This window comes from Staphylococcus simulans (genome assembly GCF_002902285.1).
GTDB classification, from domain to species: domain Bacteria; phylum Bacillota; class Bacilli; order Staphylococcales; family Staphylococcaceae; genus Staphylococcus; species Staphylococcus simulans.
The window spans coordinates 19,181-31,282 of the sequence record NZ_PPRU01000043.1 but is presented as its reverse complement, the minus strand read 5'-3'; the positions used below and the strand labels follow the sequence as shown (position 1 = coordinate 31,282).

Below are 12,102 nucleotides of genomic sequence, written 5' to 3'. Positions count from 1 at the left end.
TTATACAAGAAATGGGGAAAAGGTTATTATGTAAAATGTTAAAAAATAAAAAATGCCGACAAGTCCGTAGGACTTTGTCGACAGTCTGGAATAGTTTTAAATAACTATTACCTTTTAAAAGACATAAAAGAGTAAGTTGTAATACATAGAAGTATCGTAAAACAAAAAGTTAGAGAGGAGGATGAGTATGATAAGACGTGTTGGGTTTTTAGAAGCGTTTAAACTTTTCTGGAAAAATTATGTTAATTTTACAGGCAGATCGACACGCTCAGAATATTGGTTTGCGGCGTTATGGATGTTGATTTTATATGCGCCATTAACTTTTGTGATGATTTTAGGAACCATATTTTTAGTCGGTGGAGCTGCAGTTGATTCCAGTGGAGTAGCAGTTATGGGTATGATTTTATTCCTCATCTGCATGTTGGTTTATGTATTGTTTGCCTTAGCTACATTTATTCCAACTTGGGCTGTTATGATCAGACGTTTTCATGATACAGGCAGAACTATGGTGACGCCGATTGTTATGTTCGTATTGAGCATTGTGATGAATGTGTTTAATTTTGTACTTAATATGGATGAATCAACTGAACTAACACCAGCGTTAATTATATTTTTAATCATCAGCTTGGTTTATTTAGGTTTGTGGATTTATGTTCTTGTAGTGCTTTGTCTACCGAGTCAAGATAAAGATAATAAGTATGGTCGCAGTCCTTATGTGCATCGTTTTGAACAAGGTAATACGCCAGCCTCTAATACATCTCATGCTAAATCAGTTCAATCGACAAAAGGCAGTACGACCAGTCATGATTCAGGTTCAGATTTTTAATTTTGCTAGCGTTTATTGAGATAAGCATCTATTAGAAAGTAGTTCATATAGAATCTAAAAAATGGAGGAGATATACGATGCATGAACAACACAAAAAGAGTGTCGGATTCGTAGAAGCTTTTGTTTTATTCTGGAAACGTTACATTGATTTCAACGGAAGATCACGACGTTCAGAGTTCTGGTTTATGGTACTATGGACAATGATTATTAACATTGTATTGAATAGTCTGGATGCTTTATTAGGTTTGAATCAAAGTTTTGATAATACTTCTTTTGGTTTAACAACACTTTTTGAAATCGCAAGCTTCATTCCAGGGGTCGCTTTGCTTACAAGACGTTTCCATGATACAGGCAATACAATGGTGGTCCCAATTATCTTTTCTGCGCTATTAGTAATAGAACGTATTCTTTTATTTGTGGATTTAGGAGATGGCATGTTTGCTACAATTGTAGATGCCATTATCTCTATTGCACAGCTAGTATTTGTAATTTGGGTGATTGTCGTAGGTGTACAAAAGTCACAAGAAGGGCACAATGCTTATGGTCCAGAGCCTGTTGGACAACGTTACAGACACGCCTAAAATCGAATAACAAAATAACAACACGGACGATACTTTTATATAGAAGGTATCGTCTTTTTGTTTATTATATATGTCAATTTGACTAATATACTTGTCAAATTGACTATTATCATATAGCATGTGTATTAACGGAGGTAAGGCGCATGAAAACACGATTAAAAGAATTGCGGGCACGAGATGGCTATAATCAAACACAACTTGCGAAAAAAGCAGGGATTTCACGACAAACCGTCTCATTAATTGAACGAAATGAATTTATGCCTTCCGTACTGACTGCCGCAAAAATTGCGCGGATATTCGGAGAACGCATTGAAGATATTTTCATTTTCGAGGAGGACGACTATGAGTAGCACGAAAAAGAATTGGAAATATGCAGGGAAAATCGCATTAGGTGGGCTAGCAGGCGGATGTGTAGGATTATACTTCAGTTTTCTAGGTAACCATTCATCGTTACAACTGTTCGATTTTCAAGCAACCATTATTACCACACTGTTTACTATACTTTTAATTATAGGTATTGGTATTGTAATGAAATTGCAGCTATCCCAAGCTAAAAATTACAAGCATCTTTCAGAAGAAGATGAAGTGTTAGGAGATCATTATGATACTTTGTTCAATCGTAAGTTTTTCAACGCTTCAGTATTGAGCCATCTCAGTACATTTGTTGCTTTAGTGAATATTATTTTAGTCACTGCGTTTAAATTTGCCAATAATCATTGGGAGGTTTCAGTCATCCCTTTTTTAATTTCATCAATTTTTAGTGTGATGTATCAAATCTATTTGCCTAAATTAGATTCAAGATTACCAAATCCTAATGATGAACAATATGTAGATAAAATGATGAAAGCGATGGATGAAGGCGAGAGATATGTTACATTTTCAGCGATATTTAAGTTATTTCAATATAACTTACTTGCATTAACTATTTTGATTCTCGTATTGGCATTCTATTCAGCAATTACAGGTCATACACAATCATTAGCTTTAACACTGCTATTTATCTTGTTTGTCTTTAATGTTAGTTTTTATTACATAAAAATTTACAAGTATTATAAAAGCAAATAAGTGTAAATTCTTTGTGAACAGTTTGTAAAGTTAGAGATTTAATAATATTATTATCATATACTTATGGTATATGATTAACAGAGTTGCTTTTCCAACACCAACGATAAGGAGTGATGTACGATGGCTTTAGTTTTAGAAGATGTGACAAAGCAATATGGCGATAAGACAGTGGTCAACGATATTTCATTAACACTTGAAAAAGGGAAGATGTTAGGGTTCTTAGGACGAAATGGTGCTGGGAAGACGACAACATTCCGCATGATTTTAGGACTGACACCATTGACAAAAGGGATCGTTACATATAATGGTGAAAAGATGGGTGAACATATGTTTAACCAAGTAGGTTATCTGCCTGAAGAACGTGGTTTGCATCCAAAAATGAAAGTCGCAGATGAGTTGCGTTATCTTGCGACTTTAAAAGGAATGTCAAAAAAAGATTTTAATCAAGCATTAGACTATTGGTTAAATCGTTTTGAGATTAACGAGAACAGAGATAAGAAAATTGAATCATTATCTAAAGGTAACCAACAAAAAATTCAATTGTTAGCTAGTTTGATTCATAAACCTGAATTATTGATTTTAGATGAACCTTTCAGTGGTTTAGATCCAGTCAATGTAGAATTATTAAAATCAGCAGTTAAAGATCTGAACGAACAAGGTACTACTATTATTTTCAGTTCACATCGTATGGAGCATATAGAAGAACTGTGTGATGATATCTGTATTTTGAATCATGGTGATTTAGTTTTACAAGGCGACATACAATCGATTAAAGATCAATTTGATTTGAAGAAAATTGTGATTGAAACTGAAGATGCTTTAGAAAATTTAGAAGAAGTTGAAGGTGTTACACGTGTAGAACGTTCAAAACGTATGATTACTGTTTCTGTAGAAAATCAAGCAGCCGCAAAACGTGTCTTTGACGTAGTAGCTCAACATGGGTTTGTGAAACGATTCCAAGTGCTTGAACCTTCAATTCAAGATATTTTTATTCAACAGGTAGGTGATATTCATGAATAAATTTTTAGCTACGTTCAATTTGACGTATAAGAATAAAGTGAAATCACGCGCATTTATCATTATGACGGTCATTTTAGCAGTGATTATTATTGCGGCAGCTAACTTCAATAAGATTATCGATTTGTTTGATAACGGGCCGGATAAAATCGGCATTGCTTCTAATGAACCGAAAATTGCGCAAATGGTCAAAGCACAAAGCAAACATATTGAAGAAAAAGGTACAGAATTTAAAATCTTATCTAAAGAACAAGCGTTAAAAGAAATAAAGAAAGATAAAATTGATAAAGCTTATATCATTGATCGACAAGGACAAAAAATTAAAGGCGAAGTTGTTAGTAAAGACGCACCTTCTGATGAGAGTGTTCAAAAATTAGAAAGTATTTTAACACCGATTCAAACCCAAGCAGCAGCGCAACAAATTAATTTAAGTCCGAAAGAACTTTCTGATTTACAACAAAAAAGTGAAGTCACTTCAAAAGCAATCGGTAAAGGCGGCTCAGATACTTCTCAAAGCAATAAATTTTTAAATTGGATTATTTTATATGCGGGCATCATGTTGATGTTCCTGGTGATTATGAACTATGCCAACCAAGTAGCGATGGAAGTTGCGACAGAAAAAACATCACGCGTTATTGAAATGGTCATTACGAGTATTTCACCTGTGAAGCATATCTTAGCTAAAATTCTAGCGATGATTTGTGTCGCTTTTACACAAGTGTTGATTTTAGTTGTGATTGGTGCCGCAGCACTGTATTTTTCAGATGCAGGCGACTTAATGAAAAAGTTTGATATGACTATGACACCTACGACAACACGATTGATTATTGTCGGCGTACTTTCTATCATTATCGGCGTGGTTTCATATACTGTATTAGGAACAATTTTAGGCGCACTTGCGACACGTATTGAAGATTTAAATCAGTCGTTGATGCCGATGACAATTATTAGTTTCATTGCTTTTTATATCGCATTATTCAGTATGAACAATCCAGATATGATGTTAGCTAAAGTAGCAAGCTTTATTCCATTGTTATCACCATTCTTATTATTTGTTAGAGCTTCGACCCCGAATTTGGAACTATGGGAAATCATAGTGAGCATGGGTTTATCTGTAATCGTACTTGTTTTACTCGTATGGATAGCAGTGAGAAGTTATCGTGATTCAGTTTTAACGTTCGATAAGAATATCTTTAAAGCGTTGAAACGTGCAATTAAAAAATAAAAATGACAATCCTATAAAAAGATTTCTAAATGGCGCATGGTTTACTGGATTTCATCTAGTAAACCATGCGCCTTATTGTTAAAATATAAAGTAAGGAAAGTATTATAAAAAATAGGTGGCAGTCAGTATATGATGTATCCAATTGCAATTTTTATTTTAGCAGGGCTGTGTGAAATCGGCGGCGGTTATTTAATTTGGTTGTGGTTGAGAGATGCACAATCACCGTTGTTAGGGATGCTTGGAGGTATCCTGTTAATTACATACGGTATCATCGCAACATTCCAAGTATTTCCAACATTCAGCAGAGTATATGCAGCATATGGCGGTGTGTTCATTGTCATGAGTATTATATGGGGATATGTTTTTGATAAACAGATGCCAGATAAATATGATGTCATCGGCGGCATTGTATGTATTATCGGTGTCTTGATTATGTTGCTGCCTGATAGAGGCTGATGATTTTCATCGGGCAAGGAAAGGGTGTATTGAAATGATGTTTACAGAAGTGGAGCACCAAAGAAACGGTTTGGATTTAATCAAGGTTGATAACGACCAAGCGAAAATTATCTTTTCAAATTTTGGGGCGCGTATTGTGTCTTGGAAATATGAAGATAATAATATTGTGTTAGGAAATGTTGTTGAAGCGGATGAGTATTACCATGAAAACCCGTATTACTTCGGCGCAAGCGTCGGTCGTTTTGGGGGACGTATTGAAGACGGACGTTTTGAATTAGAAGGTAAAACTTACCAACTTGAACAAAATGATCCGCCTCATCATTTACACGGCGGTTTTCACGGAATTAATAAACACTATTTTGATTATGAAATTAAAGATGACAATGGCGGCTATATTCAAATTATCTTTACTACAACTGTTAAATCAGCAGATGATCATTACCCGGGCGATATTAAACTAAAGATTATACATACGTATGATATCGACAATCGATGGACGATTGAATATAGTGCAGAAGCAACAGAAACAACGTTATTTAATCCGACTAACCACGTTTATTTTAACTTGAACAGAGATAATAAAGAGGTGAACAACCATATCTTAACAAGTTCAACATTGAAAATGCATTTATTAAATGACAAGAATTTACCAACGCTTAATGATACTGTAGATTTAATTCAGGTATTAGGTAAACAATCAATGCGATTTGAAGATATCGGCAAAGCTGAAGATGAACGATTACATGCTCAAATTGAACGTTATCATGGCTTAGATCATCCATTTACAATCGGTGATGAACTGACTGTTGAAAATAGCCAATTCTTATTGAAAATGAAAACAGATATGCCACATGTGGTTATCTTTACTTTTAATGAAACCAGCAATTGGGAAAGTGATATGAACATTTATAAACCACACTCAGGTTTTACTTTAGAAGCACAATGCTTACCAAATGATATTAATTTACTAGGAGAAGAAGCACCTTCTATTTTACGTAAAGGTGACACATTCTTTTCTAAAACAACGTATCAAATTATAGAAACATCTGAGTAATATAATGACAAGGAGTATTCAGTGATGGATGTTAGAGCGTTAAAATTACAAACTGTGAAAGACGCAGTCTCAGAAATTAAAGATGGTATGGTTGTCGGTATTGGTACAGGCAGCACGATTGAACTCTTATTACCGCATATCGCGAAATTATTAGATGATGGCGCTACAATTACAGGCGTTTGTACGTCTAATAAAACCGCATTGCTTGCGAAAGAATTAGGGATTACGATTGTTAACGTCAATGATGTCGATCATATTGATGTGGCGATTGATGGTGCAGATGAATTTGATCCGCAATTAAATTTAATCAAAGGCGGCGGTGGTGCACTGTTTCGTGAAAAAGTTATTGATGAAATGGCTGAACGCTTTGTGGTCATCGCAGATGAAACGAAACAAGTAGACTACTTAGGCCAAACTTTTAAATTGCCAGTAGAAGTTGATCGCTTCAACTGGATGCTAGTAGCGAAAAAAATAGAGAAAGATACTAAAGCAAAAGTATCACGTCGTAACGTGGAAGACATTACCTTTATCACAGATAATGATAATTATATTTTAGATGTTGAATTACCACCAAACACTGATCCATATGACATGCATGAATATTTAATTCATTTAACAGGTGTATTAGAAACTGGATACTTCTTAGATCTTGCTGACCGTGTAATTGTCGGTAAACAAGAAGGTGTCGAAATTATTGATAAGGTCTAAAGAGACTTATTTTATTTAAATGAATAGGTTAAAAAGAAGCGCTGACAGATAACTGAATGATATCTGCCAGCGCTTTTATAATATAGCGATTCACTTATTTAGGTTCGTCTGTGTCTTTAGTTTGTGCGGGTTCATCGTCTTTGATAGATTCAGAATCGTCTGTTGAATGTTCAGGCTCTGTATCTTCAGTGACTGGTGTAGTTTCTTCTGTTTGTGCAGTTTCTGATACTGCAACATCTTCGTCTTCTTCATCTTTTGGATAGTCTAAAGGATTATTTGGTTCAACTTCCTCTAAAGAATCTTTTGTGAAGAAATAGAAAGCTGCTCTGATAAGCAGGCTGAGTAAGATGAAAACAGCGCCTACAAGTGCTGTGCTTAATGCGATTACTTTCATAGAGAAGACGTCTCCTAGTTCTTCACTGAAGAAGAAGACTAATCCAAATGACATTAAAGCATGGAATGCTACAGCAATGTAAATTGTACGTCCTTTAGTACCTCTGATCAATTCGCCGATAATCATTGAGAATGCGAAGTGATACAACAAGTTATATAATGTGAATTCTAATGTATAAGTCGTATTCACATTCCATAAGGCATATAGAATACCGATCAGGATAGATGCGAATAACGTATTCGTTTTTGTTTCTACGACATTTTGCAAGTATGAACGGAAACCGAATTCTACAAAGAATGCCATTAAAAGATGTCCGATTAAAATAGATGTGACAGACACAGATAAGTTTTTAGATTGTAAAATAATAAAACTGTCTGCGTAAGTATTAAAGGCAAACATACAAATAATACAAATCACAAGCGGTAAGATTAAAGCTAAAATAATGCGTTCAATCACTTTAAAACTGATTGTGAATTTTAAACTTGCGAGCTGAGCGCGTTTATTTCGAAATACAATTAAGCAGATAATAGCTGCGATAAATGGCGCAAGTGTACTCAAATCAAAGACAAAGCGTTTGAATGGAACTTGGCCTTGAAAATCTTTCAGTACCAATGGGAGTGCGTATGCAAGTACATAGAAGACAAAGATCGTCATAGCCCATTGGAAACCTGATATGCGTTTCGTGTCCATTATGAAACCTCCAATAATTACGGCGATATCCATACATTTTTATATTAACTTCTATCATATAATACATTACAAACAGAGTGAACCCTTAAGTATGTATTGAGAGTTTTAACCGTATTTTTAAGCGTATGGATATACATAATAACCTAATAGTATTATACATCTCAATAAAACATAAATAAATCACTTCCCCTGAAATGACTTCTAAATGAAATCTTGTTGTAAAGGTTGAATACAATAGTCTTAAGTGTAAGCGTTTTAAATTTTTTCAGAAAAGGGTATGCAAAAAGTAGAATAGACTGTTAAGAAATGTATATAATGATTCACAAGGTATGACTTAAGGAGGATGTGGAACATGTATAAGCAAGCCAACAAAGATTTATGGACAGGTAGAGTGGATAGTGAAACAGATTCATCGCAATTCAGACACTTCCAAACAATTGAACTAAAAGACATCAATGAAACAAATTTTGATCGAAAACAAGGAACTGGTATTTTAGGCTACGCTGTAGATAAAGGGGTAGAACTGAACAATGGCCGCGTAGGTGCACAAGAGGGACCAGATGCGATACGTAAAGCATTTGCGAACTTATCAGTGTTAACACCTTGCTCAGTTTATGATTATGGCAATGTCTATCATGATCATGACGCATTGATTGAAACACAAGAAGAATATGCAGACTTAGCTTCAAAAATGTTTGACAATCATAATTATTCATTATTAATCGGAGGCGGACATGATATTGCTTATGCACAATATTTAGCCATGCGTAAATCGCATCCAGATGCATCTATTGGCGTTATTAATATTGATGCGCATTTTGATACTAGAGAAGCAGAGTCGTCCACTTCAGGAACAAGTTTCAGACAAATTTTAGAAGAAGATGACAATGCGCATTACTTTGTTTTAGGTATTCAACCTGCGAGCAACACAAAACATTTATTTGATTACGCGGAAAAACGTGGCATTGAATATGTCACAGTAGATGAAATCTTACATGAGATTTCTCCAACGATTAAAGATAAAGTAGACCACTTCATTAATAAGCATGACGTGATTATGCTGACGATATGTATGGACGTGGTAGATAGCGCATTTGCGCCAGGTGTCAGTGCACCGGCAGTAAATGGCTTAACACCGCATATTATTTTAGAGTTAACAAGACGTGTCATCGGACATGAGAAGTTAATTTCTGTAAGTGTTGCGGAAACTAATCCATTGCATGACGTCGATAATCGCACCGCAAAACTTGTCGCATTATTACTGCATAATTTCATTCATTAATAGAGATAAATAAGACGGATACTTCAATTTGTGGAAGTATCCGTCTTATTTTAGTTCATTTTCCAATAATTGATACAGGCATCAATCAATTGATTGGCAGGTTCTGAAAGCTTACGTTTTTCTAGATAGTTTAAATAAATCGTTCGTTCAATATTTGGTTCTAATTTGACCGCATTTAAATGATTTGCTGAAGAAGATTGGTAGTAGAATCTTGGAATGATTGTATGTCCTAAACCTCTATGAACAAGTGTTGTCGCAGTTTCAAAACGATCGACCTCAAGTACAATATTCGGATGAATATTCATATGTTTAAAATATTCATCAACGTGCTTACGGACTTGGTATTGTCGATTAGGCAAGATTAAAGGCAATTGTTGTAATGCTTCAGCGCTGATGCTCTTTTGATTATTAAACGTATTCTTCGGTGTAATCAATACATAAGGCTCTTGGTATAAAGGAACAGAGACAATCCCTTCACGTTGAATGGCTTCATTGAAAATTGCGAATGAAATATCAAAATTCAACAAGCTGGAAATAATATGTTCAAGACTATGTTGTTCGACAATTTGATAGCGCTGTTTATGAAATTGATAATGATGTTGTTGGATGACCATTGCCATCCATGCGCTTGTAGACTCTAATATTGAGAGTTTAATGCGTGGTTCATCACTGATATTCAAATCATACATCTGATCCAGCGTACGATGATACATCTCGACTAAGTCTGTCGCATGTTTATAGAATTGAATGCCTTTCTCTGTAATCTTTAAAGCTTTTGTTGTACGGATAAATAGAAGATACCCTAAATCATCTTCTATTTTCTTTATCGCAGTTGTTAAAGATGGCTGACTGATATGTAGAAACTGTGCTGCTTTTGTAAAAGAATTGTATTTAACAACTGCTAAAAAGTACTCTAATTGTATAATTTTCATGAAATTATCCCCCTGATTAGACATGCTGAAATCTTTGTAACACGTGCGTTTTCCCCTTGTTATAGTTTGAAGCTATAAATGATTAGTTTATTGATATTTGAAGCTTATAATCATCTACGCGTATACTTAAGTTGTATTACAAGTTATACAAAAATATTCTAACGCAACAGTTTTAACGTTAAAATTTCGGAATATTCAATAAATTACCACAGTTAATAATCTAAAAATTATAACTATTCATTCATTATAACATGGAATAGTCAGTGTAACTTGTAAGAATGGTAATGTGAGGTCGGTCCGTAAACAAGGGGACGTACATAAAATGAAGGGGATCATTTTTACGTAAGTTGATCGACCTTTCACTATCATTCACAAATTCATAACATGATGCGAAGCTTAAGTCATCGAGAGCCAGTCAGTTGAAACAGCTTTGTCGTACTTGTAAAACAAAGGGGTGTGTCAAGTATGAAAACAGAAGCAGATTTGGTTTCTGGCGATATGGAATTCCAGCCTGAGAGTAAACCCGCTGATAAGCAGACGGGGGTCGGCATGTGGCGGTTTTACGTATTCAGCATTATCGGAATTTTATGTTTCTTCGTACCAGTGACAATTAACGGAACGAACACGATTATTGTAGATCATGTTCATTTATGGATTCGCGCAGCATTCGGAGTAGCAATGCCTTACGTTGCCTTGCTGATGATTTTAGTAGGTGCAGCATTACCGATTATTCGTAAAGACTTTATGAAATCAGCGACAGACTTTGTGGTGACTTTATTTAAAGTACTCGGTGCTGTCATTGGTATTATGTATGTCTTTAAAATAGGTCCGGCATTGTTATTTAATCCGAATTACGGACCGTTCTTATTCGATAAGTTGATGTTGCCGCTAAGTATCTTGATTCCAGTCGGTGCCGTGGCACTATCATTACTTGTTGGTTACGGGCTGCTTGAATTTATCGGGGTATTAATGCAGCCGATTATGCGTCCAGTCTTTAAGACGCCAGGTAAATCTGCAGTAGATGCCGTAGCATCTTTCGTCGGAAGTTATTCATTAGGTCTCTTGATTACAAACCGTGTCTATAAAGATGGAATGTATAACAAGAAAGAAGCGGTCATTATCGCGACAGGTTTCTCAACAGTATCCGCAACATTCATGGTAATTGTCGCAAATACATTAGATTTAATGCCGCATTGGAACTTATTCTTCTGGAGTACGTTGATCATTACATTTGTAGTGACAGCTATTTCGGCACATTTACCGCCGATTCGTAATGAATCAGAAGAATATTACGAAGGACAAGAAGGTCAGAAAGAAGTAGAAGTTAACGGCAATCGAGTTGTCGCAGCTTATGATGAAGCAAAACGTCAATCACATGGTTCTTTACCATTACTCAAAAATATTTGGGTGAATGTGAAAGATGGTTTTGAAATGACGATGGCGATTTTACCATCTATCTTATCAATCGGATTCTTCGGATTGTTGCTAGCGAATTTCACACCAGTGATTGATTGGTTAAGTTATATTTTTTATCCGTTTATCTATATTTTCCCGATTGCGGATAAACCATTGCTAGCGAAAGCTTCAGCGATTTCACTGATTGAGATGTTCTTACCATCATTATTAGTTGTGAAGTCAACGATGGCAGTTAAGTTAGTGACAGCTATTACAAGTATTTCAGCGATTATCTTCTTCTCAGCGCTGGTACCTTGTATTTTAGCAACGGATATCAAAATTCCAATTTGGAAATTAACTCTGATTTGGTTCATCCGTGTGGCATTAACTTTACTAATCGCAATTCCATTTGCGTTATTAATTTTCTAAATCGAAATCTAAAACTGTGTATTTAATATCATAACTAAACAAAGGAGA

At 35.1% G+C, this 12,102-nt stretch carries 13 protein-coding genes; 11 read left to right on the top strand and 2 right to left on the bottom strand.

Annotated features, from left to right (window positions below; translation table 11 throughout):
* Positions 1 to 187: 187 nt before the first annotated feature.
* The 9 genes from CD112_RS10025 (at position 188) to CD112_RS09985 (ending at position 6,932) form a co-directional block, all read left to right on the top strand.
* Positions 188 to 826 (top strand): DUF805 domain-containing protein, encoded by a 639-nt coding sequence (locus CD112_RS10025; protein WP_070468814.1) that lies wholly within the window; start codon positions 188 to 190, stop codon positions 824 to 826.
* A gap of 77 nt (positions 827 to 903) precedes the next feature.
* Positions 904 to 1,407 (top strand): DUF805 domain-containing protein, encoded by a 504-nt coding sequence (locus CD112_RS10020; RefSeq protein ID WP_002479679.1) that lies wholly within the window; start codon positions 904 to 906, stop codon positions 1,405 to 1,407.
* A 143-nt stretch (positions 1,408 to 1,550) separates the two neighbouring features.
* A complete protein-coding gene (locus CD112_RS10015; protein ID WP_002479678.1) occupies positions 1,551 to 1,757 on the top strand; it encodes a helix-turn-helix transcriptional regulator in 207 nt (68 codons plus the stop codon).
* Positions 1,750 to 2,472, top strand: a complete 723-nt coding sequence (locus tag CD112_RS10010; RefSeq protein WP_002479677.1) for a DUF3169 family protein — start codon at positions 1,750 to 1,752, stop codon at positions 2,470 to 2,472. The genes CD112_RS10015 and CD112_RS10010 overlap by 8 nt, the downstream gene beginning before the upstream one ends.
* A 120-nt stretch (positions 2,473 to 2,592) precedes the next feature.
* Positions 2,593 to 3,492: an ABC transporter ATP-binding protein gene (locus CD112_RS10005; protein WP_023015039.1), complete on the top strand. Its 900-nt coding sequence runs from the start codon at positions 2,593 to 2,595 to the stop codon at positions 3,490 to 3,492.
* On the top strand, positions 3,485 to 4,714 hold the full coding sequence (locus CD112_RS10000) for an ABC transporter permease (RefSeq protein WP_103364230.1): 1,230 nt from the start codon (positions 3,485 to 3,487) through the stop codon (positions 4,712 to 4,714). Before CD112_RS10005 ends, CD112_RS10000 begins: the two co-directional genes overlap by 8 nt.
* A gap of 129 nt (positions 4,715 to 4,843) precedes the next feature.
* Entirely contained in the window at positions 4,844 to 5,170 is a 327-nt protein-coding gene (locus CD112_RS09995; protein ID WP_002479674.1) for a YnfA family protein, read from the top strand.
* 37 nt (positions 5,171 to 5,207) lie between these two features.
* Complete coding sequence (locus tag CD112_RS09990) at positions 5,208 to 6,224, top strand: aldose epimerase family protein (RefSeq protein ID WP_103364232.1); 1,017 nt, start codon at positions 5,208 to 5,210, stop codon at positions 6,222 to 6,224.
* A gap of 21 nt (positions 6,225 to 6,245) precedes the next feature.
* Complete coding sequence (locus CD112_RS09985) at positions 6,246 to 6,932, top strand: ribose 5-phosphate isomerase A (protein ID WP_031262441.1); 687 nt, start codon at positions 6,246 to 6,248, stop codon at positions 6,930 to 6,932.
* A gap of 94 nt (positions 6,933 to 7,026) precedes the next feature.
* Here the strand turns inward: CD112_RS09985 and sdpC are convergent, their stop codons facing one another.
* Positions 7,027 to 8,016, bottom strand: coding sequence for a peptidoglycan release complex CPBP-like subunit SdpC (sdpC, locus tag CD112_RS09980; RefSeq protein WP_002479671.1), 990 nt, complete (start codon positions 8,014 to 8,016; stop codon positions 7,027 to 7,029).
* Positions 8,017 to 8,368: 352 nt separating this feature from the next.
* On the opposite strand from sdpC, the gene hutG reads away from it, so the two are divergent.
* Positions 8,369 to 9,298: a formimidoylglutamase gene (gene hutG / locus CD112_RS09975; RefSeq protein ID WP_002479670.1), complete on the top strand. Its 930-nt coding sequence runs from the start codon at positions 8,369 to 8,371 to the stop codon at positions 9,296 to 9,298.
* A gap of 50 nt (positions 9,299 to 9,348) precedes the next feature.
* On the opposite strand, the gene CD112_RS09970 is transcribed toward hutG, so the two are convergent.
* Positions 9,349 to 10,230, bottom strand: a complete 882-nt coding sequence (locus tag CD112_RS09970) for a LysR family transcriptional regulator (protein WP_002479669.1) — start codon at positions 10,228 to 10,230, stop codon at positions 9,349 to 9,351.
* A gap of 498 nt (positions 10,231 to 10,728) precedes the next feature.
* Between CD112_RS09970 and CD112_RS09965 the strand changes: the two genes are divergently transcribed.
* Positions 10,729 to 12,054, top strand: a complete 1,326-nt coding sequence (locus tag CD112_RS09965; RefSeq protein ID WP_173020225.1) for a YjiH family protein — start codon at positions 10,729 to 10,731, stop codon at positions 12,052 to 12,054.
* Positions 12,055 to 12,102 lie beyond the last annotated feature (48 nt).

Excerpts from the sequence above, each read along its gene's own strand:
- CD112_RS10025 (WP_070468814.1), top strand. The coding sequence starts at position 188 with ATGATAAGACGTGTTGGGTTTTTAGAAGCGTTTAAACTTTTCTGGAAA.
- CD112_RS10020 (WP_002479679.1), top strand. The coding sequence starts at position 904 with ATGCATGAACAACACAAAAAGAGTGTCGGATTCGTAGAAGCTTTTGTT.
- CD112_RS10015 (WP_002479678.1), top strand. The coding sequence starts at position 1,551 with ATGAAAACACGATTAAAAGAATTGCGGGCACGAGATGGCTATAATCAA.
- CD112_RS10010 (WP_002479677.1), top strand. The coding sequence starts at position 1,750 with ATGAGTAGCACGAAAAAGAATTGGAAATATGCAGGGAAAATCGCATTA.
- CD112_RS10005 (WP_023015039.1), top strand. The coding sequence starts at position 2,593 with ATGGCTTTAGTTTTAGAAGATGTGACAAAGCAATATGGCGATAAGACA.
- CD112_RS10000 (WP_103364230.1), top strand. The coding sequence starts at position 3,485 with ATGAATAAATTTTTAGCTACGTTCAATTTGACGTATAAGAATAAAGTG.
- CD112_RS09995 (WP_002479674.1), top strand. The coding sequence starts at position 4,844 with ATGATGTATCCAATTGCAATTTTTATTTTAGCAGGGCTGTGTGAAATC.
- CD112_RS09990 (WP_103364232.1), top strand. The coding sequence starts at position 5,208 with ATGTTTACAGAAGTGGAGCACCAAAGAAACGGTTTGGATTTAATCAAG.
- sdpC (WP_002479671.1), bottom strand. The coding sequence starts at position 8,016 with ATGGACACGAAACGCATATCAGGTTTCCAATGGGCTATGACGATCTTT.
- hutG (WP_002479670.1), top strand. The coding sequence starts at position 8,369 with ATGTATAAGCAAGCCAACAAAGATTTATGGACAGGTAGAGTGGATAGT.
- CD112_RS09970 (WP_002479669.1), bottom strand. The coding sequence starts at position 10,230 with ATGAAAATTATACAATTAGAGTACTTTTTAGCAGTTGTTAAATACAAT.
- CD112_RS09965 (WP_173020225.1), top strand. The coding sequence starts at position 10,729 with ATGGAATTCCAGCCTGAGAGTAAACCCGCTGATAAGCAGACGGGGGTC.